This is a genomic window from Pseudoxanthomonas sp. (assembly GCF_002863005.1).
Classification (GTDB): Bacteria; Pseudomonadota; Gammaproteobacteria; order Xanthomonadales; family Xanthomonadaceae; genus Pseudoxanthomonas_A.
The window spans coordinates 31,763-48,705 of record NZ_PKDG01000043.1 but is presented as its reverse complement, the minus strand read 5'-3'; the positions used below and the strand labels follow the sequence as shown (position 1 = coordinate 48,705).

At 69.8% G+C, this 16,943-nt stretch carries 16 protein-coding genes and 1 riboswitch; of the genes, 11 read left to right on the top strand and 5 right to left on the bottom strand.

Going from position 1 to position 16,943, the window contains the following annotated elements; genetic code table 11:
• The first annotated feature begins 3 nt into the window (after positions 1-3).
• From CYU89_RS14860 to cydC, 5 genes are read left to right on the top strand one after another with little or no spacing between them, the layout of a single operon-like run.
• A complete protein-coding gene (locus tag CYU89_RS14860) occupies positions 4-2,376 on the top strand; it encodes a heavy metal translocating P-type ATPase (RefSeq protein WP_296282184.1) in 2,373 nt (790 codons plus the stop codon).
• Positions 2,373-2,567: a cbb3-type cytochrome oxidase assembly protein CcoS gene (ccoS, locus tag CYU89_RS14855; RefSeq protein ID WP_296282183.1), complete on the top strand. Its 195-nt coding sequence runs from the start codon at positions 2,373-2,375 to the stop codon at positions 2,565-2,567. The genes CYU89_RS14860 and ccoS overlap by 4 nt, the downstream gene beginning before the upstream one ends.
• Positions 2,557-3,282: a sulfite exporter TauE/SafE family protein gene (locus tag CYU89_RS14850; protein WP_296282182.1), complete on the top strand. Its 726-nt coding sequence runs from the start codon at positions 2,557-2,559 to the stop codon at positions 3,280-3,282. The genes ccoS and CYU89_RS14850 overlap by 11 nt, the downstream gene beginning before the upstream one ends.
• 8 nt (positions 3,283-3,290) lie before the next feature.
• Entirely contained in the window at positions 3,291-4,970 is a 1,680-nt protein-coding gene (gene cydD / locus CYU89_RS14845; RefSeq protein ID WP_296282181.1) for a thiol reductant ABC exporter subunit CydD, read from the top strand.
• A complete protein-coding gene (gene cydC, locus CYU89_RS14840; RefSeq protein ID WP_296282180.1) occupies positions 4,967-6,673 on the top strand; it encodes a thiol reductant ABC exporter subunit CydC in 1,707 nt (568 codons plus the stop codon). The genes cydD and cydC overlap by 4 nt, the downstream gene beginning before the upstream one ends.
• A 78-nt stretch (positions 6,674-6,751) precedes the next feature.
• On the opposite strand, the gene CYU89_RS14835 is transcribed toward cydC, so the two are convergent.
• Positions 6,752-7,516: a helix-turn-helix domain-containing protein gene (locus CYU89_RS14835; protein ID WP_296282179.1), complete on the bottom strand. Its 765-nt coding sequence runs from the start codon at positions 7,514-7,516 to the stop codon at positions 6,752-6,754.
• 400 nt (positions 7,517-7,916) lie between these two features.
• On the opposite strand from CYU89_RS14835, the gene CYU89_RS14830 reads away from it, so the two are divergent.
• The 3 genes from CYU89_RS14830 to CYU89_RS14820 all read left to right on the top strand — a co-directional run bounded on the left by CYU89_RS14830 (position 7,917) and on the right by CYU89_RS14820 (position 10,248).
• Positions 7,917-9,281, top strand: coding sequence for a DEAD/DEAH box helicase (locus CYU89_RS14830; RefSeq protein ID WP_296282178.1), 1,365 nt, complete (start codon positions 7,917-7,919; stop codon positions 9,279-9,281).
• Positions 9,282-9,343: 62 nt separating this feature from the next.
• A complete protein-coding gene (gene queD / locus CYU89_RS14825; protein WP_296282177.1) occupies positions 9,344-9,700 on the top strand; it encodes a 6-carboxytetrahydropterin synthase QueD in 357 nt (118 codons plus the stop codon).
• A 155-nt stretch (positions 9,701-9,855) separates the two neighbouring features.
• Positions 9,856-10,248 carry a phasin family protein gene (locus tag CYU89_RS14820; RefSeq protein ID WP_296282176.1) on the top strand — a complete coding sequence of 131 codons (393 nt, stop codon included), beginning with the start codon at positions 9,856-9,858 and terminating at the stop codon, positions 10,246-10,248.
• 112 nt (positions 10,249-10,360) lie between these two features.
• Here the strand turns inward: CYU89_RS14820 and bioD are convergent, their stop codons facing one another.
• Together bioD and CYU89_RS14810 are read right to left on the bottom strand one after the other, a co-directional pair.
• Entirely contained in the window at positions 10,361-11,029 is a 669-nt protein-coding gene (gene bioD, locus CYU89_RS14815; RefSeq protein ID WP_296282175.1) for a dethiobiotin synthase, read from the bottom strand.
• A 4-nt stretch (positions 11,030-11,033) separates the two neighbouring features.
• Entirely contained in the window at positions 11,034-11,759 is a 726-nt protein-coding gene (locus CYU89_RS14810; RefSeq protein WP_296282174.1) for a TMEM175 family protein, read from the bottom strand.
• 82 nt (positions 11,760-11,841) lie between these two features.
• On the opposite strand from CYU89_RS14810, the gene CYU89_RS14805 reads away from it, so the two are divergent.
• From CYU89_RS14805 to btuB, 3 genes are all read left to right on the top strand, one after another.
• The gene (locus CYU89_RS14805; RefSeq protein ID WP_296282173.1) at positions 11,842-12,327 is read left to right on the top strand and encodes a GAF domain-containing protein; all 486 of its coding nucleotides are present in this window, start codon (positions 11,842-11,844) and stop codon (positions 12,325-12,327) included.
• A complete protein-coding gene (locus tag CYU89_RS14800) occupies positions 12,324-12,692 on the top strand; it encodes a TfoX/Sxy family protein (protein ID WP_296282172.1) in 369 nt (122 codons plus the stop codon). Before CYU89_RS14805 ends, CYU89_RS14800 begins: the two co-directional genes overlap by 4 nt.
• A gap of 210 nt (positions 12,693-12,902) precedes the next feature.
• Positions 12,903-13,124: riboswitch (cobalamin riboswitch) on the top strand.
• Positions 13,125-13,248: 124 nt separating this feature from the next.
• A complete protein-coding gene (btuB, locus tag CYU89_RS14795; protein WP_296282171.1) occupies positions 13,249-15,114 on the top strand; it encodes a TonB-dependent vitamin B12 receptor in 1,866 nt (621 codons plus the stop codon).
• A gap of 41 nt (positions 15,115-15,155) precedes the next feature.
• Here the strand turns inward: btuB and CYU89_RS14790 are convergent, their stop codons facing one another.
• Both CYU89_RS14790 and dinB read right to left on the bottom strand, forming a co-directional pair.
• Complete coding sequence (locus tag CYU89_RS14790) at positions 15,156-15,632, bottom strand: hypothetical protein (RefSeq protein ID WP_296282170.1); 477 nt, start codon at positions 15,630-15,632, stop codon at positions 15,156-15,158.
• 122 nt (positions 15,633-15,754) lie between these two features.
• Positions 15,755-16,825, bottom strand: a complete 1,071-nt coding sequence (gene dinB, locus CYU89_RS14785; protein WP_296282169.1) for a DNA polymerase IV — start codon at positions 16,823-16,825, stop codon at positions 15,755-15,757.
• Between the last annotated feature and the right edge of the window lie 118 nt (positions 16,826-16,943).

Sequence of the window (16,943 nt, the reverse complement as noted above, 5' to 3'; positions counted from 1 at the left end):
GCCATGGACGCGCCCGTGGTGTCCTGCCATCACTGCGGCGAACCGGTCGCCAGCGGGCATCCGGTCAAGGCGGGCGACCACGCCTTCTGCTGCGGCGGATGCGCCGCCGCAGCGGCCTGGATCCAGGACGCGGATCTCGGCAGCTACTATCGCCTGCGCAGCGCGAACGCCAACCGCGTGCAGGCCGACCGGCTGGACCTGGAGAGCTGGGACCGCAGCGAGTTGCTGGACGAACACAGCCGCGCCGTCGAAGGTGGCCGCGAGATCGTGCTGCTCACCGACGGCATGCGCTGCGCCGCCTGCGCCTGGCTGATCGATCGCGCACTCGCCCGCGAGGCCGGCGTGCTGGACACCACCGCCAACGCAGTCACCGGCCGCATCCGCATCACCTGGGATCCGGCGCGCACCAAGCTCTCCGCGCTGCTGCACCGGTTGGCGATGCTCGGCTACCGGCCCTACCTGGCCACCGGCGACGCGCGCGAACAGGCGCGCCTGTCCGAACGCCGGCGCTGGCTGCTGCGGCTCGGCGTGGCCGGCCTCGGTTCGCTGCAGGCGATGATGCTGGCCGAAGCGTTGTACCTGGACGTCAACGCGACCATGCCGCTGCCCACGCGCGACCTGTTCCGCTGGCTGACGTTCCTGGTCAGCACGCCGGTGGTGTTCTACAGCGGCTGGCCGTTCCTCGCCGGGATGGCGCGCGAATGGCGCGCGCGCCACGTCGGCATGGATACGCTGATTGCCGGTTCCACCCTGCTGGCCTACTTCGCCAGCCTGGTGGAGACGATCCGCGGCGGCACCCATGTCTGGTACGACGCAGCGGTGATGTTCGTGTTCCTGCTGCTGGCCGCACGCATGCTGGAACAACGCGCGCGCAACGTGGCCACCGCGCAGGTCGATGCGCTGGCGCGGGCGCAACCGGTGTTCGCGATCCGCGAGCGTGGGGACGGCACGCGGGAATCGGTGCCGCCATCGGCGCTGCGGGTGGCCGACGTGGTCTGCGTGTCGGCCGGCGAAGGCGTGCCTGCCGACGGCACGTTGCTCGACGGCGCAGCCGATTTCGAGGAGGCGCTGTTGACCGGCGAATCCCGCCCCGTGCGCCGTCAGGCCGGCGAGACCGTCTACGCCGGCACCACCTGCCGCGAGCGACCCGCGCGCCTGCGTGTCACCGCCACGGGCACTGCGACGCGCCTGTCGCAACTGGCGGCGTTGGTGGATCGCGCGCAGGGACATCGGCCGCCGCTGGCCCGGCTCGCGGATCGCATCGGCCGCCACTTCGTCATCGGCCTGCTGGCGCTGGCGGTCCTGGTCTACTTCGGCTGGCGCCTGTATCAGCCCGAACGCGCCTTCGAAGTGACGCTGGCGCTGCTGGTGATCAGCTGCCCGTGCGCGTTGTCGCTGTCGGTGCCGGCGGTGCTCGCGGCCGCGCATGGCGCACTGGCGCGCTGCGGCGTGCTGGCGACGCGGCCCGACGCGCTGGATACGCTGGCGCGCGCCACCGACATGGTGTTCGACAAGACCGGCACGCTCAGCGACGGACGCCCGGCGCGCGTCGACGTGCAGGCCTACACCGACCTGGACGCTGCGTCGGCCATGCGCGTCGTTGCGGCGCTGGAGAAGGACAGCGGACATCCGATCGCCAGCGCCTTCGCCGACATCGACGTGCGCCACCTGGCCGCGTCCGTCGTGACGTACGCCGGCCTGGGCGTGGAGGGCGATGTCGAGGGACGCCGGTGGCGCGTCGGGCGCGCCGACTGGGCCGCGGCGCGCAACGACGACGGTGCGCTGTGGCTGGGCGACGGCCAGCACGGCGTGGCCCGTTTCACCCTCGACGAGACGCCCCGCGACGATGCGGCCACCGCCATCGCGGTCCTGCGTGCGCAGGGCATGCGCATCCACCTCGCCAGCGGCGACGGCGACGCTGCGGTGCAGCGGCTCGCGCGCACGCTCGGCATCGATGCCGTGCAGTCGCGCCAGTCGCCGGAAGACAAGCTGGCACGCGTGCGGCAGCTGCAGGCGGAGGGCCGCATCGTCGCGATGGTCGGCGACGGCCTGAACGATGCGCCCGTGCTCGCCGGGGCCGACGTGTCGATCGCGATGGGCGAAGGCGCACCGCTGGCGCAGCAGGCCGCGGACCTGGTCGCCACCGGTCCGTCGCTGCTGCGCATTGCCGACGCCGTGCGCATCGCGCGCCTGTCGCGGCGCCTGGTGAAGCAGAACCTGGCCTGGTCCGCCGGATACAACCTGCTCGCCGTGCCGTTGGCGGCGGCCGGTATGGTGACGCCCTGGATCGCCGCGCTCGGCATGGCGGTATCCTCGCTGGCGGTGACCCTCAATGCGCTGCGACTGGCGCGCACCTCCACGGAGACGGCGGCATGAACATCCTGCTGATGCTGTTGCCGATCAGCCTGGTCCTGCTGGGCCTGGCGATCGCCGCATTCGCCTGGGCGGTGCGCAAGGGACAGTTCGACGATCTCGACACGCCCGCGCTGGACATCCTCGACGACGCACCGGCGCAGCCGCGCCCGCCTGTCGCCCCACCGCGCCGTGAAGGCGACGATGGCCCCTGACGTTCCCGTCCTGCTCGCCGCGCTGCTGGCGGGCCTGGTGGGCAGCACGCACTGCGCGGTCATGTGCGGCGGCATCGCCACCGGCTTTTCGGCGGCGTCGTCCCGCGCCGGCTGGCGCAGCGCATTGCAGCTCAACCTCGGACGCGTCGGCGGCTACACGCTGGCCGGGGCGCTGGTCGGCGCTTTCGGCAGCGGCCTGCTGTCGCTGGCGCGCCACGACACCGCCGTGCTCGCCATGCGCGTCGGCGTGGGACTGGCGCTGGTGCTGCTGGCGCTGCGCCTGCTCGACCGGCGCGGTCGCCTGGATGTCCTCGCGCGCCCGGGTGCGAGGGTGTGGCAGGCGCTCCGTCCGCTGCATGCACGCGTGCTTCCGGCGGACACGCTGCCGCGCCGTCTCGCCGCGGGTGCGCTGTGGGGCTGGCTGCCTTGCGGACTGAGCCTCAGCCTGCTGACGGTGGCCTGGCTGCAGGCGAACGCGCGCGACGCCGCGCTGACGATGGCGCTGTTCGGGCTGGGTACGCTGCCGATGATGGTCGCACTGACGTGGTCCGGCGCGCGCCTCGGGCGCCACTGGCAGCGCACGTCGGTGCGGCGCGCGGCGGCCGCGTTCGTGCTTTTCGCCGGCCTGCTGACGATCGCCTCGCCGTGGCTGATGCGGCATCCGGCGCTGCACGGCGTGCTCGCCGCGCTTGGCTGCCAGCCACTACCGGCGTGAGCGCACGGATGAAGGACGCGCCCGCGGGCGCGACGGCGAAAGCACGCCTGGCGTCGCTCGGCGGGATCGCTCGTACCCCGTTGCGCGCCGCTTCTGCCTGCGGCGTCACCGGCGGCGTACTCGTGCTGCCGCAGGCCGCCCTGATCGCGCTTTGCCTGCAGCGCGCGCTCGTGGACGGCGCCGCTCCGGTCACGCTGCTCGCCCCGCTGGCCGCGCTGTTGGCGACACTCCTGCTGCGCGCAGGTCTGGGGTGGACCAGCCGGCGGCTGGCCGACCACGCCGTCGAGCGCATCCGCGTGGACCTGCGCGCCTGCGTAGCCCGCGGACTGGTCGCCCGCGGACCGGTGTGGGTGCGCTCGCAGCAGAGCGGCGCGCTGGCCGAACGCATGGGCACGCACGTCGATGCGCTGGAGGGGTACTTCGGCGGTTTCGTGCCGCTGCGCGCCGAGGTTGTGGCCGTGCCACTTGCGATCCTGCTGGCGGTGTTCGTGGTCGACCGCACCGTTGGCCTGGTGTTGCTGCTGACGATGCCGTTGGTGCCCGTCTTCACGATGCTGGTCGGCTGGGGCGCGCAGGCGGCGAGCCAGCGCCAGCTGCAGGCGCTCACTCGGATGGGCGGGCATTTCGCAGATCGGCTGCGCGGGCTGGGACTGATCCGCCTGTACGGGCGCGGAGAAACCGAGCTCACGGGCATCCGCGCCGCGGCCGAGGAACTGCGCGTGCGCAGCCTGCGCGTACTCCGCATCGCCTTCCTCTCGTCGGCGGTGCTGGAGTTCTTCGCCTCGCTCAGCGTGGCGATGATCGCGCTGTACCTGGGCCTGACCTACCTCGGCATGCTCGACCTGCGCGATACGTCCCTGAGCCTGGGCGTGGGGGTGTTCTGCCTGCTGCTGGCACCGGAGTTCTACGCGCCGCTGCGGCGGCTGGCCACGCACTACCACGACCGTGCGGCCGCCCTGGCGGCGATGGACGAGCTCGCGCTGCTGCTGGACGACCCTGCACGCCCAACGTTGCACGCTACTGGCGGAGCGGTGCCAGCACGTCCCGGATTGCTGGTCAGCGCGCACGGCGCCGCACTGCGCCATCCCGCCGCCACGCACGATGCGCTGCACGACATCACGCTGCACCTGCAGCGCGACCAGCACATCGCGCTGACAGGCGCCAGCGGTGACGGCAAGAGCACGCTGCTGGAAGCCTTGGCTGGCTGGCTTCCCGCGCACGCGGGCACCCTGCAGCGTGCGTCCGGCCTGCGCATCGGCTATGCACCGCAACGTCCGTTCCTGTTCGCCGGCACGCTGCGCGACAACCTGCGCATGGCGCGACCGGACGCCAGCGATGCCGACCTGGAGCGGGCGGCCGACGCGGCGCAGGTCATGCGCTTCGCGACGCGACTGCCGGACGGGCTGGACACGGTGATCGGCGAACGCGGCTTCGGGCTGTCCGGCGGCGAGGCAAGGCGCGTCGCCCTGGCGCGCGTGTTCCTGCGCGATCCCGACCTGCTGCTGCTCGACGAACCCACCGCCTTCCTCGATCCCGATACCGAAGCCCGCGTGCTGCGCGCGATCACGCAGTTCGCACGCGGACGCGCGGTGGTGATGGCCACCCACCGCGCGGCGGCCCAGGCCGCGATGACCGGGAGATGGCATGTCCGCGGCAGGCGCTTGCAGGTGGAGGAGGGAACACCATGACCGCACGCCCGGAGAAGGACGCGGACACGCTGCGCAGCGTGCTGGTGGCGCACCGACCGCGCATCGCCCTGTCCATCGGCTTGCTGCTGCTGACACTGCTGGCAGGCACCGCACTGCTCGGGCTGTCCGGGCATTTCCTCACGGCAGCCGCGCTGGCCGGAAGCGCCGCGATCGGCTTCAACTTCTTCGGGCCGTCGGCCGGCATCCGAGCGCTGACCTTCGTGCGCATCCTGTCGCGATATGGCGAAAAACTGCTGGGCCACGATGTGACGCTGCGGATCGCGCGCGACCTGCGCGGCTGGTTCTTCGCCCGCGCCTTGCCGCTGGCGCCGCTGGGCCTCGGACGCTATCGGATCGGCGAACTGATGGCGCGGCTCATGGCGGATATCGATGCGGTCGACGGCCTGCTCGTCCGGGCTGTCGGCCCGTTGCTCGCGGTGCTCTCGCTGTGCCTGATCGCAACCGGGGTGGCCACCGCCGCCCTGCCGGCTGCAGGGCTGGTGCTGGCGACGGCGCTGGCATCGATCGCCGCGCTGGCGCCCTGGCTGTCCGTGCGCAGCGCGGCCGCACTCGAAGACCAACGCGCGGCTGCGCGCATGCGCCTGCGCGCAGCCGTGCAGGAAGGCACCGAGGGCCAGCAGGACCTGGCGGCGATGGACGCCACCATGGCATGGCTTGCAGCACTGGATACGCGCAGCCGTGACGTCGCCCGCTGGGAACTCCGGCGCAAGCAGCGGCTGGCGCTGGCGACGCTGGCACATGGCGTGGCGACCGCATTGACGCTGCCGACGATGCTCTGGGTGCTGTTGTCGGCCGTGCACGCGGGACGCATCGGGGCCGCGGCAGCCGGTGGCCTGTTCTTCATGACGGTCGCCGTAGTGGAAGCCTGCACGGCGATCGCACCGGCGTGGCAGGCCTGGCGTGCGGCCGCGGTCGCCGCTCAGCGGCTTCAGCACGTGGTGGACGATCCGACCGCGACGGGCCGCGTGACCACCGGCGCGCGAACCCCGGCCGCATGCGGTGCGCTGCAGTTGGACGACGTGTCATTCGCCTGGCCGGGCTCGACGCGACGCTTGCTCGACGGCGCGCAACTGCATGTCGCGCCCGGCGAACGCGTGCTGGTGACGGGCGACAGCGGAGCAGGCAAATCCTCGCTGCTGGCGCTCGTACTCGGATTGCAGGCACCGCAGGCGGGCAGGGTGTTGTTCGCCTGCGACGAGGTGGCGTCGCTGGACGCGGCGCACTGGCACGCGCGCATCGCCTGGCTGCCGCAGGATGCCCCGGTGTTCTCCGGCAGCGTGCGCGAGAACCTGCGCCTTGGCGATCCCGATGCCGATGACGCGCGGCTATGGCAGGTGCTTGGACAGGTGAAGCTGGACACCCGCTTCCGCGAGTCAGGCCTGGCCACCTGGGTGGGCGAGAACGGCGCCACGCTCTCGGCTGGCCAATCGCGCCGACTGGCGCTGGCACGTGCCCTGCTGCGCGACGCCCCCCTGCTGCTGCTCGACGAGCCGACCGAGGGCCTCGATCAGGACACGGCCGACGCGCTGATGCGCGACCTTGCCGCCGCCAGTGAAGGACGCAGTGTGCTGATCATCAGCCATGCAGCGCTGCCGGAGGAGGTGGTGGATACGCGCTACCGGTTGCGGAATGGGAGACTGGTACGGGAACAGCCCATGCCGTCGGATGTGGGAGCGACGTAAGTCGCGATGGGACTTTCCCGGTGCGCCTTCGCGACTTACGTCGCTCCCACAACCAGCGCCCCTCGCATCCCGAACCCCTCAGGCCCGCGCTTCGGCCAACGCATCCAGGCGCTCACGCTTGAGCAGCCGCACGTGGTGCGGATCGTCGGTGGCGATGCTGCCTTCCTGGCGCAGGCGGGTGAAGCTGCGGCTGACGGTCTCCACGGTCAGGCCCAGGTAGTCGGCGATGTCCGTGCGCGTCATCGGCAGGATCACTTCGCTGTCGTCCTGGCCCTGCCGCCGGCGGCGCTGCGCCATGTCGACGAGGAAGCCCGCCAGCCGCTCCATCGGATTGAGGCGGGCGAGGGCCATCAGGTTGCCGCGCGTGGCATCGAGTTCCAGGCAGGCGCGCTCCAGCAGTTCGCGCTCGAGCTCCGGATGGTCGTGGCACAGGCTGCGCATGTCGGCCATCGAGAACTCGCACAACGTGCTGTCGGTGATGGCCTCGATCGTGTGCTTGTAGTGCGAGGTACCGGAGAAGCCGATGAAATCGCCCGGCATCAGGAAGCCGGCCACCAGCCGGCGACCATCCGGCAGCAGCCGGATGCGGCGCAGCGCGCCCTTGGTCACGGTGAACACGCCGCGCCGCGGTTCGCCTTCGCGCACCAGCGCCTCGCCCGCCTTCAGCCGCGCATCATCGGCCAGCGCCTCCATCGCATGCGCCTTGGACACCGGCAGGGCCGCGCAGACGGCCAAGTGCCGCACCAGGCACCCGCTGCAGCCCCGTGCTGCCTGGCACACGACGCCTTCGGCGGGCGGACTGGCCACCGGGGTGTCGTTCTGGCGCAGGATGCGAAGGCTCATGGCGGCGGCTTCTCGGTCTTCCCGGGGGATGATACGCCTGACAAATCAAGGTTTCCGGCCGTGCGACAATCGGTCGCAGACGCGGGTTTCAGCCTCCGTTCCCCCATTCAGCCCCGGATTCGGGTACAGTGCGCGCCGCTTGCCTGCGGCCGTTCGTTTCCCCGATGGTCCGCCGGCGCAGGGAATTCCCCGCGAGTTCCCGCGCCCGCCCCGCTCCGACTTCTTTCGTTGCGCAAGCTCGGATCCGCCGTTTTTGGCGCCTCCGCACCCCTTCTCGCAGCGCGGTTTCAGGGAACGCTTCGAGTCACGGTCTTGCCGCATTCCGCGCGTCTTTCGCTGCCGCACATCGCTGTGCCGGCGTGGCGTGCGTGTCCGGCCGGCCGGCTTTGGAGCTTCGACAATGACGTTTGAACACCTGGGCCTTGCGCCCGCCCTGCTGCGCGCCCTCGACGAACAGGGCTACACCCAGCCCACGCCTATCCAGGAACAGGCCATTCCGCTGGCCCTGGCTGGCCATGACCTGCTGGCCGGCGCCCAGACCGGCACCGGCAAGACCGCTGCGTTCGGCCTGCCGCTGATCCAGTACCTCGCCACCACCCCGCAGGAAGTCGCCGCCCGCGGCCCGCGCAAGCCGCGCGCCCTCGTGCTGACCCCCACCCGCGAGCTCGCCGTGCAGGTGCACGACAGCCTGCGTGGCTACGGCAAGTACCTGCGTATTCCCAGCACCACGATCTACGGTGGCGTCGGCATGGGCAACCAGCTCGACGCGCTGCGCCGTGGCGTGGATCTCGTGATCGCCTGCCCGGGCCGCCTGATCGACCACCTCGAGCGCCGCAGCGTGGATCTGTCGGGCATCGAGGTGCTGGTACTGGATGAAGCCGACCGCATGCTCGACATGGGCTTCCTGCCGTCGATCAAGCGCATCCTGGCCAAGCTGCCCAAGCAGAACCGCCAGACCATGCTGTTCTCCGCCACCTTCGCCGAGCCGATCCGCGAACTGGCACTGGAGTTCATGCACGACCCGAAGCAGATCCAGGTCACGCCGAAGAACACGGTGGCCGAGACCATCACCCACCGCGTGCATCCCGTCGATGGCAGCCGCAAGCGCGACCTGCTGCTGCACCTGCTGGCCAAGGACAGCCGGCTGCAGACGCTGGTGTTCGCCCGCACCAAGCACGGCAGCGACAAGCTGGCGATGTTCCTGGACAAGAGCGGCATCAAGACGGCGGCGATCCACGGCAACAAGTCGCAGGGCGCCCGCCAGCGCGCGCTCAGCGACTTCAAGGCCGGCCGCATCAACGTGCTGGTCGCCACCGATATCGCGGCGCGCGGCATCGACATCGACCAGCTGCCGCAGGTGATCAACTTCGACCTGCCGATGGTGGCCGAGGACTACGTGCACCGCATCGGCCGCACCGGCCGCAACGGATCGACGGGCGAGGCGATTTCGCTCGTCGCCCAGGACGAAGCCAAGTACCTGCGCGCCATCGTGCGCATGCTGGGCCGCGATGTGGACCTGCGCGACGTGCCGGGCTTCGAGCCGCAGACCCCGATCCGCTGGGGCAACAGCGCACCGGGCAAGGCCGAACAGCCGGCCGGCGAGCGTACGCCGCGTCGCAACGGCCCGCAGAAGCATGCACGACGCCCGCACAGCGAAGCACCGCGCCACGCCCACGCAGGACCCAAGAAGCACAGCAGCGGCCCCCGCCGCGACGGTGGCCGCAACGGCGGTGCCCGCCAGGGCCAGTCGCGTCCCGCCCGCTGAGTCGAACCCGACGCGCGGCACACGATCCGTGCCGCGCGTTTCCCCGTTTCCGGAAACGCCGCATGGACATCTTCAAGGTCTTCACCATCGAAGCCGCTCACCGGCTTCCTCACGTGCCGGAAGGCCACAAGTGCGCGCGCCTGCACGGCCATTCGTTCCGCATCGAAGTGCACCTGTCCGGCCCGGTCGATCCGCAGGCCGGCTGGGTGATGGACTTCGCCGACGTGAAGGCCGCCTTCAAGCCGATCTACGACCGGCTCGACCACCATTACCTCAACGACATTCCGGGTCTGGAAAATCCGACCAGCGAGCAGCTGGCGGCATGGATCTGGCGCGAGGCCAAGCCGGTGCTTCCGTTGCTGAGCGCCATCGTGGTGCATGAAACCTGCACCTCCGGCAGCCGTTACACCGGCGACTGAGGTGTGGAACCGGTTTCACACCAGTCCCTACAAGCGTTTGATTTTTAACGGCTCCTGACCGTTCGTCGGATTTCCATACGGCTGTTATTGCGCTGCAACATTGAGGCGGTTATGCTGCGTCGCAACAGATGGGAATCCCCTTTCAGGAGCACGCCATGAACACCCAATTCAACGAAAGCTTCAGCCAGTTCACGCACCAGTTCGCCGCCGCCGCATCGCGCGCCAACCGCCTGGCGCTGGAAAGCGCCGAGACCGTGTTCGGCGTGCAGCTGAAGACGTTCGAAAAGAACATCGACGCCACCACCTCGTTCTTCGGCGAGCTCGCCGAGACCCGCGACCTGGACGGTTACAAGAACCTGTGGCCGAAGGGCCTGCAGGTCGCCAAGGACAACGCCGAGCGCATGGTCGCCGCCAGCCAGGAAATGTTCGGCCTGAGCCTGAAGACCGGTGAAGCCTTCGGCCAGCTGGTGAAGACCCAGTTCGAAACCGCGACCGACAACGTCCAGGCCTCCGTGGCCAAGGCGACCAAGGCCGCCAAGGGCAAGTAAGACCCGCCCACGGACGTTCGCGTCCACCCTTTATTGCGCGGCTCCCCCTCCCTCCGCGCAGCCGACCCGGTAGCCCCCACGCTGCCGGGTTTTTTATTTTTCGGCCCCGCGCCTAGAAAGGAAGTGCGATGTGCCGGCTGAGCGTGCCGGCGTCGATTTGCGGTGCATGCGGCAAGCGTCCCCAGCACGGCACCGGCATGCGCGCGGACAGCAGGGCGAAGTTTTCGTCGCGGCGCGCCATCTCCGGATCGACTTCGTTGGCGATCCAGCCCACCAGGCGCGCGCCGTCGTCCTGGATCGCGCGCGCACTGAGCCGTGCATGGTTGATGCAACCCAGGCGCATGCCCACTACGAGCACCACCGGCAGGCGCAATTCCTGTACCAGGTGGCGTTGGTCAAGCGTGCCCGTCAGCGGTGCGGCCCAACCACCGACGCCTTCGACCAGCACCATGTCGGCCAGCGGGTGCAGGCGCTCGAACGCGGACACCAGGACGCCCAGCTGCACGTCCACGCCGGCGTCGCGCGCGGCGATCTCCGGCGCGAGCGGCGCAGGCAGCGCATAGGGGTTCACATCCTCGTAGGGCGGCACGGGATCGCTGGCGGCCTGCAACGCGAGTGCATCCTCGTTGCGCCAGCCGTCCGGCGTGGCCTCGCAGCCGCTGGCGACCGGCTTCATGCCCACGGCACGCCGGCCGCGCGCACGGAACGCATGCAACAACGCGGCGCTGGCAACGGTCTTGCCCACGCCCGTGTCGGTACCGGTGACGAACAGCCGGTCCATTCGCCTAGCCCTCCATGCGTTCGGGCCAGCGGCGTGCGCCCCAGCGCTGCCCCCCCACGTGGACGATGCCGGTAAACGACAGGAGGAAGTACACGCTGCCCGCCATGGCGACCTGCCAGGATCGCGCGTGCTCGCCCAGCAGGCTGGCGATCAGTACCGACAGCAGACCCACGCCGACGAAGTACGCATGCGAGGCGATTTCGCCAGCGGCGTTCGCGGCGGCCTCGCCATCCAGACCAAGCCGCGCGCGTGCGCGCCAGGCCAGCACGTACAGGCCGCCGATGCAGGCCGACATCGACGCGAACGCGAGTCCGTAGAAGGTGAACATGAAGGCGAGCGGGCGCGCGCCATTGGCATCGGTCAGCGGCATCGGCAGCCAGCCGCCGGTGATCCACGCGAAGAAGGTGCCCAGCAGCAGCCGCAGCGGATACACATAGACCAGCACCAGGAACACGAGAAGCAGGCTGAGCAGCGTGGCCGGCACCGTGCCGAGGCGGTAGCGACGGCTCCAGCGCACGTGCGCGTACCAGAACATCGCCACCATCGCGAAACTGGCGGCGAAGGCCGGTACGTTCTTCAGCGCCTGCTGCAGCGCTCCGATGCTGTCCGGGATGCGGTCCACGGAGATGACCAGCAGGGTCACCGCGAACGCGAAGGCCGCATCCACGAACGCCTCCAGCCGGGTCACCCCGTGGCCGCGCCACCCGGTTTCATCATCGCCTGCGTTCATGCCCACCCGTGTCCCCGTCAGGGTTGCCGATGGAATGCATCATATCGGTCCACCGCGAAAGGCCGGGAGTAGAATCGACGGCATGTCATTCGCCTCCCAGACGCTCACCGGCAGCAAGCCGGAACAATACGCACAGCTGGCCGACCAGGCCCGCGCCCTGTTGGCCGGCGAACCGGACCGGATCGCCAACGCCGCCAACCTCGCCGCGCTGCTGTACCACGCCCTGCCCGACTTCAACTGGGCGGGCTTCTATTTCTTCGATGGCCGGGAATTGGTGGTCGGTCCGTTTCAGGGACTACCAGCCTGCGTGCGGATCCCGTTGGACAAGGGGGTCTGCGGAGCCGCCGCACGCACCCGCCAGACCCAGCGCGTGGACGATGTCGAGGCCTTTCCGGGCCACATCGCCTGCGATTCCGCATCGCGCTCGGAACTGGTGGTACCGCTGGTGAAAGGGGACGAACTGGTCGGCGTGCTCGATCTGGACAGTCCCCGCCTGGCGCGCTTCGATGCCGACGACCAGGCGGGCATGGAACGCATCGCCGCCATTTTCGTGGACTCGCTGACATGACAGGCACCAAGCTGCGCAACATCGGCCCCAAGTCCGCCGCCTGGCTTCGCCAGGTCGGCCTGCGCACGCAGGAGGACCTGGAGTCGGTCGGCGCGGTGGAAGCCTTCATCCGGGTGAAGCGTGCGGGTTTCCGCCCCAGCCTCAACCTGCTCTACGCGCTGGAAGGCGCCCTGCTGGACTGCCACTGGCAGCAATTGCCCGAAGACCGCCGCGCGGAACTGCTGGTGGCCTACGATGCGGCCGCCGCCCTGCTGCCACCGCCACGCGGTCGTCCCGCCGCCGGCCCGGTGACGACCACGCACACCGAGCGCGAGGAAGACGCGGGTCCGTCGCTGAACCTGTTCGATTCGCGCGGCGACGACTGACCGCGACAATTCGCGTCATCTCGGGTCCTGCACGCCACCTGCCTGCGACGCCAAGAAGCAGCGGAGCACGCTCGGCTCCACGCGCCTCCTGAAAGCAACCCTCGCGGGTCTTCCTGTCGTAGCGTCGAGCTTGCTCGACGCCGCAGACCGTCCGTTGGCGAAAAGCAGCGGAGCAAGCTCCGCTCTACGTGGCGGGCGGACGCTTCCCGTATACTGCGCGCGCTTTCAGGTGACCCAGGCATTCCTGCCACGGGTTGAAACGGGAAGCCGGTGGCCCGCGCAGGCGGCATTCCGGCGCTGCCCCCGCAACGGTAGGCGAAGACAGCCTCGGCATCGGCCACTGTGCGTCCAACGCATGGGAAGGCGCCCCGGCAGCGTGCATCGCGCACGCCTTCGCAAGCCCGGAGACCGGCCTGGAAGTCCACTGGTTGCGATGCGGAGGGCGTCGTGGCGTGCCGCGCCGCCGCTCGTCTGCCGCGCTGTCCGCAACGTTCCCTCTCCGTCATCGCGACTCCACGCCGACAATGCGCGCGGGGCGCGCGATGGAGTTGTTCCGATGCAGAGCCGTACCCTTTCCTCCCCTTCCCTGCTGGCCTTCGCGGTCGCGATGGCGCTGCCACTCGCCGCGCAGGCGCAGGACGCCACCAACCTCGACGAGATCGTCGTCTCCGGCACGCGCACCGAGGTGTCCGTCGAAGACAGCCTGGTCCCGGCGCAGGTGATCGGCCGCGAGGCGATCCAGCGCAGCCAGGCGCGCTCGCTGGGCGAGCTGCTGCAGGGACGCGCCGGCATCTCGATCGCCAACCAGGGCGGCGCGGGCAAGATCACCACGCTCAATCTGCGCGGTGCCGAATCCGACCACGTGCTGGTGCTCGTGGACGGCGTGCGCATGGGTTCGGCGACCGCCGGCCTGCCCGCGCTGCAGGACCTGCCGATCGACCAGATTGATCGCGTCGAGATCGTGCGCGGCCCGCGCTCGAGCCTGTGGGGCTCCGAGGCCATCGGCGGCGTGATCCAGGTGTTCACCCGCCGCAACACCGGCAAGGTACGGCCGAACGTCCGCATCGGCGTGGGCAGCGACAGCACGCGTGAAGCCAGCGCCGGTATCGGCGGCGCCATCGGCCGCGGCTGGTTCGGTGCCGACGTTGCGTATACGCGCACCGACGGCTTCAACGCCTGCCGCGGCACCAGCGGGGATGCCGCGAACCCGTTCGGTGCCGGCTGCTTCGCCGACGAACCCGACCGTGACGGCTACCGCAACACCTCGGCCAGCCTGCGCGGCGGTTACGCATTCACCGACACGCTGACGCTGGAAGCCAACGCGCTGCGCGCCGACGGTGAGAGCGAGTTCGACGGCAGCTTCACCAACCGGTCCGAAACCGTGCAGCAGGTGTTGGGCACCAAGCTGCGCTACGCGCCTAGCGACAAGGTCAACCTGCTGCTGAGCCTGGGCCGCAACGACGACAAGTCCGACGACTTCCATGACGATGTGCCGTCCGGTTACTTCGAGACGCGTCGCTACGTGGCATCGGCGCAGGGCGACTTCATCGTGGCCACCAACCAACTGCTGACCGCTGGCATTGACTGGCAGGACGACAAGATCGAAAGCGCCACCGCCTTCGACGCCACCCAGCGCGACAACCTCGCCGGCTTCGTCGAATACCAGGGCCGCTTCGGCGCGCACCAACTGCAGGCCAGCGTCCGCAACGACGACAACGAGCAGTTCGGCAACCACACCACCGGCAGCCTGGGCTACGGGTTCGGGTTCGGCAACGGCCTGAAGCTGACCGCCAGCGTGGCCACCGGCTTCAAGGCACCGAGCTTCAACGACCTGTACTACCCGTTCTTCGGCAACCCGGACCTGAAGCCGGAAGAGTCCGAGAGCGTCAACCTCGGCATCGCGCAGTACGCGGACACCTGGAACTGGACGTTCAACGTCTACCAGAACAAGGTGGACCAGCTGATCTCCTACGACGCGGCGATCTTCCTGCCCAACAACATCGACGAAGCCCGCATCCGCGGCGCGGAGTTCACCGTCGACATCGCGGTCGCAGGCTTCGACATCGCCACCCAGCTGAGCCATACCGATCCGCGTAACCGTTCGGCCGGCTTCAACCATGACAACCTGCTGGCACGCCGTCCGCGCAACACCGCGCGCATCGACGTGGACCGCGCGTTCGGCGCGTTCCGCACCGGCGTGACGTTCAACGCCGCGGGTGAGCGCTACGACAACCTGGCCAACACCGTCCGCCTGGGCGGCTACAGCACGCTGGACCTGCGCCTGGAGTACGCCATCGCGCAGGCATGGACGCTGCAGGCGAAGGTGGGCAACGTGTTCGACCGCGAGTACGAAACGGTCGCCTGGTACAACCAGGCAGGCCGCACCTATGGTCTCAGCCTGCGTTACCAACCGCAGGAATGACGTCGCTCCCGGTGGCCCGCCTCCGCGGGTCACCGGCGCGTTCAGTGCAGAGGCCCGGTGCGGTGTCCGTACACGGGAATGCTGCCGTCGCCACGTACCGCCCGCAGCGTGTGCACGAGCTGGTGATACGTGGATGCCAATTGCGCGAACAGGTCCGCATAGGCGCTGCGCCCGCTGTCGGCCACCCCCCGGTAGGCGCCACGACCGAGGTCGACGAAGTACTCCACGCTCACGCGGCGCCGCTGCGCCAGCGCGGGAAACAGGCCCGCGATCAGCAGGCAGCGGTCTCCGACATCGCGCAGGGCATCGCTGCGTGCGCTGCCGACGCGCAGCTGCGCGTCCAGCCATTCCAGCGCCTGTGTGCGCGCCAGCAGGTGTCCGTCGCGCTGGTGCCGCAGCAGCACGAAGACCAGATAGCTCTCCTGCGCCTCGTCCAGCGCCTGTCCGCAGCGCGAACACGCCTCACGCACCAGCGCCTGCCACAGCTCGGCCGCAGAACCCTGTCGAATCGCGTCCATCTTCCGCCTCCCCTCGGGCTAACGACGCCGAGACTATCGCCGACGCGCGCGACGTGCTGGCAGACGCGCGCAGGGACTGCCAACGGGCAGCCGCCGCGTGCACAAGCACCCCGTGACCGGCATCAAGCGACGGTGTCGAACAGCCCTGGCTGCGTGGCGACCTCGTCGCGGTCGCGGAAACCCGACAGGCCTACGCCCACCAGCCGGTAGCGCGTCGCGGCAGGCAGGTCCACGCGCTCGCGCAGGGCCATCGCGATGTCGATGAACTCCTGTTCCGACGCCGGCGGCGCCTCCGGCGTGAAACTGCGGGTGAGGATGCGGAACTGGGACGTCTTCAGCTTCAGCACCACGGTCCGACCCACGCGCTCGGTCTTGCGGCTGGCCTGCCACGCTTTTTCCGCGATGCGGACGATGTGCGGCTCCAGTTCCGACAACAGCAGGTCGGTGGCGAAGGTGTCTTCGGAGGAGATCGACTGCACCGGCTGGTCGGGCTCGACCGGGCGCTCGTCAATGCCGCGCGCACGCCGGTACAGGCCGCCACCGAAACTGCCGTAGCGTGCTTCCAGTTCATGCTGCGCGTACGCACGCAGATCGCCGACGGTACGGATGCCGTCGGCATTGAGCTTGCCCTGCATTACCTTGCCCACCCCGGGGATGCGTTCCACCGGCAACGGCGTCAGGAAGGCTTCCACCTGATGCGGCCGCAGCACGAACTGTCCGTCCGGCTTGCGCCAGTCCGACGCGATCTTGGCGAGGAACTTGTTCGGCGCCACGCCGGCCGACGCGGTGAGCCGGGTTTCTTCGCGGATCTGCGCGCGTATGGTCTCGGCCACGGCGGTGGCCGTCGGCAGGTCGGTCTTCGGCGCGGTGACGTCGAGATAGGCTTCGTCCAGCGAGAGCGGTTCGACCAGGTCGGTATGGCGGAAGAAGATCTCGCGCACCTGCCGCGACACCGCCTTGTAGCGGGTGAAGTCCGGCGGCACGAACACTGCCTGCGGGCACAGGCGTTCCGCGCGTACCGCCGGCATCGCCGAGCGCACGCCGAACACGCGCGCTTCGTAGGACGCCGCGCACACCACCGAGCGCTCGCCGCGCCACGCCACCACCACCGGCCGCCCGCGCAGCGACGGATCGTCGCGCTGTTCCACCGACGCGTAGAACGCGTCCATGTCGATGTGGATGATCTTGCGCATCACGCGATGATATCGGCCGCCGTACGCGATCGCATGGATGCGCGCGGAAACGATACGGTCGCGTGTGGAGATGCGGACAATGTGCGCGAAACCCTTGCCGCAATTGCGTTGCGCGGAT

Excerpts from the sequence above, each read along its gene's own strand:
- CYU89_RS14860 (WP_296282184.1), top strand. The coding sequence starts at position 4 with ATGGACGCGCCCGTGGTGTCCTGCCATCACTGCGGCGAACCGGTCGCC.
- ccoS (WP_296282183.1), top strand. The coding sequence starts at position 2,373 with ATGAACATCCTGCTGATGCTGTTGCCGATCAGCCTGGTCCTGCTGGGC.
- CYU89_RS14850 (WP_296282182.1), top strand. The coding sequence starts at position 2,557 with ATGGCCCCTGACGTTCCCGTCCTGCTCGCCGCGCTGCTGGCGGGCCTG.
- cydD (WP_296282181.1), top strand. The coding sequence starts at position 3,291 with ATGAAGGACGCGCCCGCGGGCGCGACGGCGAAAGCACGCCTGGCGTCG.
- cydC (WP_296282180.1), top strand. The coding sequence starts at position 4,967 with ATGACCGCACGCCCGGAGAAGGACGCGGACACGCTGCGCAGCGTGCTG.
- CYU89_RS14835 (WP_296282179.1), bottom strand. The coding sequence starts at position 7,516 with ATGAGCCTTCGCATCCTGCGCCAGAACGACACCCCGGTGGCCAGTCCG.
- CYU89_RS14830 (WP_296282178.1), top strand. The coding sequence starts at position 7,917 with ATGACGTTTGAACACCTGGGCCTTGCGCCCGCCCTGCTGCGCGCCCTC.
- queD (WP_296282177.1), top strand. The coding sequence starts at position 9,344 with ATGGACATCTTCAAGGTCTTCACCATCGAAGCCGCTCACCGGCTTCCT.
- CYU89_RS14820 (WP_296282176.1), top strand. The coding sequence starts at position 9,856 with ATGAACACCCAATTCAACGAAAGCTTCAGCCAGTTCACGCACCAGTTC.
- bioD (WP_296282175.1), bottom strand. The coding sequence starts at position 11,029 with ATGGACCGGCTGTTCGTCACCGGTACCGACACGGGCGTGGGCAAGACC.
- CYU89_RS14810 (WP_296282174.1), bottom strand. The coding sequence starts at position 11,759 with ATGAACGCAGGCGATGATGAAACCGGGTGGCGCGGCCACGGGGTGACC.
- CYU89_RS14805 (WP_296282173.1), top strand. The coding sequence starts at position 11,842 with ATGTCATTCGCCTCCCAGACGCTCACCGGCAGCAAGCCGGAACAATAC.
- CYU89_RS14800 (WP_296282172.1), top strand. The coding sequence starts at position 12,324 with ATGACAGGCACCAAGCTGCGCAACATCGGCCCCAAGTCCGCCGCCTGG.
- btuB (WP_296282171.1), top strand. The coding sequence starts at position 13,249 with ATGCAGAGCCGTACCCTTTCCTCCCCTTCCCTGCTGGCCTTCGCGGTC.
- CYU89_RS14790 (WP_296282170.1), bottom strand. The coding sequence starts at position 15,632 with ATGGACGCGATTCGACAGGGTTCTGCGGCCGAGCTGTGGCAGGCGCTG.
- dinB (WP_296282169.1), bottom strand. The coding sequence starts at position 16,825 with ATGCGCAAGATCATCCACATCGACATGGACGCGTTCTACGCGTCGGTG.